The sequence below is a fragment of the Kribbella swartbergensis genome (assembly GCF_054784135.1).
The window spans coordinates 169,350-171,722 of record NZ_BAAGPM010000041.1; the positions used below are offsets into that span (position 1 = coordinate 169,350).

The 2,373-nt window shown below is 68.9% G+C and carries 2 protein-coding genes; both read left to right on the forward strand.

What is annotated here, in order from left to right; genetic code table 11:
- Positions 1–167: 167 nt before the first annotated feature.
- Positions 168–1,769 (forward strand): AAA domain-containing protein, encoded by a 1,602-nt coding sequence (locus tag ACYVOK_RS33750; RefSeq protein WP_460666658.1) that lies wholly within the window; start codon positions 168–170, stop codon positions 1,767–1,769.
- Between the two features lie 298 nt (positions 1,770–2,067).
- Positions 2,068–2,373 (forward strand): hypothetical protein (locus tag ACYVOK_RS33755; protein ID WP_460666659.1); only part of this gene is annotated, 306 nt, incomplete at its 3' end.

Sequence of the window (2,373 nt, forward strand, 5' to 3'; positions counted from 1 at the left end):
TCACCCGCCACCAAACCCTCTCAGTCCACCCCGACGTCCCAACCCACCTCACCCGCCACCAAACCCTCTCAGTCCACCCCGACGTCCCAACCCACCCCATCCGCCACCAAACCCCCGCAGTCCACCCCGACCCCGCAACGCTCCCCACCAGCCACCAAACTCCCGCGGTGACCCTGGACGAGTTCGAGGATGACGGGGCTGCTGAACAGGTTGGGATCGCGTTGACCGAGGACAGCTTCTTGTCGATCAGCGCGCTGCGGCTCGCGTCGACGATGCTGACTTGGCATTACCGAAGCCGTTCGGAGGCGCTGATCTCGTTCAGCAACGCCGCGTTCTACCAGGGTCGCCTGGCGACTGTGCCGGACCGGCTTCCCGCCCACGCCGCGCCGCCCTGGACATTGCGATCGGACGCGCCCGCGCTGACCGAGGTGTGCGACAGCTTGCTGGCCGGCAGCATCACCGCCGTACGGCTCCTCGACGGTGTCTACGTACGACGTACCAACCCTGCCGAAGCTCGATGGATCGCCGGTCTGGTGCGCGAGCTGCTCGGTCGCCAAACCGGCAAGAGCATCGGCATCGTCGCGTTCTCCGAAGCCCAGCAGGGCGAGATCGAACGAGCCCTGGACGAACTGGCGGAGGCGGATCCCGGCTTCGCCGCGCTGTACGAGGCCGAACAGGTCCGTACACACGGCGAGCAGGACATCGGCCTGTTCGTGAAGAACTTGGAGAACGTCCAGGGCGACGAACGCGACATCGTGCTGATGAGCGTCTGCTACGCCGCCGGACCCGACGGCCGGATGCTGATGAACTTCGGCCCGATCAACACCGCCGGCGGCGAGAAGCGCCTCAACGTCATCTTCAGCCGTGCCCGCGAACACATGGTCGTCGTCAGCAGCATCGAACCCGACGCCATCACCAACACCTACAACGACGGCGCCAACACCCTCCGCCGCTTCCTCACCTACGCCACCGCCATCTCCCAAGGCAACATCCCCGCCGCCAAGTCCACCCTCGCATCAGTCGCGGGCGGTGTGAGGGTTGGTGCCAGTGCCAGTGCCAGTGCCAGTGCCGGTGTCAGTGCCAGTGCCGGTGTCAGTGCCGGTGCCGGTGCCAGTGTCAGTGCCGGTGCCGGTGCCACCGTCGGTGTCAGTGCCGGTGCCGGTGCCAGTCCCAGTGCCGGTGCCAGTGCCGGTGCCGGTACCACCGTCGGTGTCAGTGCCGGTGCCGGTGCCAGTCCCAGTGCCGGTGCCAGTGCCGGTGCCGGTGCCACCGTCGGTGTCAGTGCCGGTGCCGGTGCCAGTCCCAGTGCCGGTGCCAGTCCCAGTGCCGGTGCCAGTGCCGGTGCCGGTGCCCGTGGCGGTGGCGGTGCCCGTGGTGGCGGCGGGTTAGTGGTTCGTGCTGACGGGGAGTTTGATCGAGGTGCAGCCGGGGAGATCGGCGGTGGGTCGGGGGCCGCTGTGGTTGAGCAGTTGCGGGAGGCCTTGGAGGCTCGGGGGGTGGAGGTGGAGACAGGCGTGGGTGAGTCTGTGTTCCGGTGTGATTTGGCGTTGAGGTTGCCGGGTGAGGCTGGACATCGGCTCGCCGTACTGGTGGACACCCCCGAACGCATCGCCGGCGACTCGTTGCTCGAACGACTGACCACGCATCCCCGAGCCCTGACCGCGACCGGCTGGCGTGTCCACCACGTCCTCACCACCGACTGGATCCGCACCCCCGACACCGTCGTCGACCACCTCGTAGAAACCCTTCACCGTCCCGTCGACGCCTGACCGACCAGCACGTCCCGAAGGTCTCGGGTGAGGTAGTCAGCGGGTCAGGGCGTGGCTGGGGGCGAGCTTGTTGCGGGTGGTTGGGGTGGCTGACCTGGTGGTGGGGGCCGTGGGTGGAGTGCCGGGTGGCGATACGAGGGCTGGCGGAGCCAAACCGGAGAGAGCTGTTCGGTGTGCGGGTGGAACGGGGCGGCCGGTTGCGGACGGCGAGACGGTGGGTGCCGTGACGGCTTGTGTGGTGACCGACGGTGGAGTGACCGCCGACGTGGTGACGGGGGATGGGATAGCGGTGGGTGAGGTGACTGTGGATGTGCTGGCGGGCGGGGTGGTGATGGCGGGTGCGCTGCCCGTGGGTGGGGTGGCGGTGGGTGGGGCGACGGCGGGTGCGGTCACCGAGGACGGGGGGACGCTAGCTGCGGTAACCGTGGGTGTGCTGACCGCGGGTGGGGTCGCGGTAGGTGCGCTGGCCGGGGGTGGGTTGACCGTGGACGGAGTGGCGGTGGGTGGGGTGACCGTGGATGTGGTGATGGGAGGGGTGGTGACGGCGGGTGCGGTGGCCGAGGACGGGGTGGCGGTGGGTGCGCTGGTCGGGGCTGGGCTGACC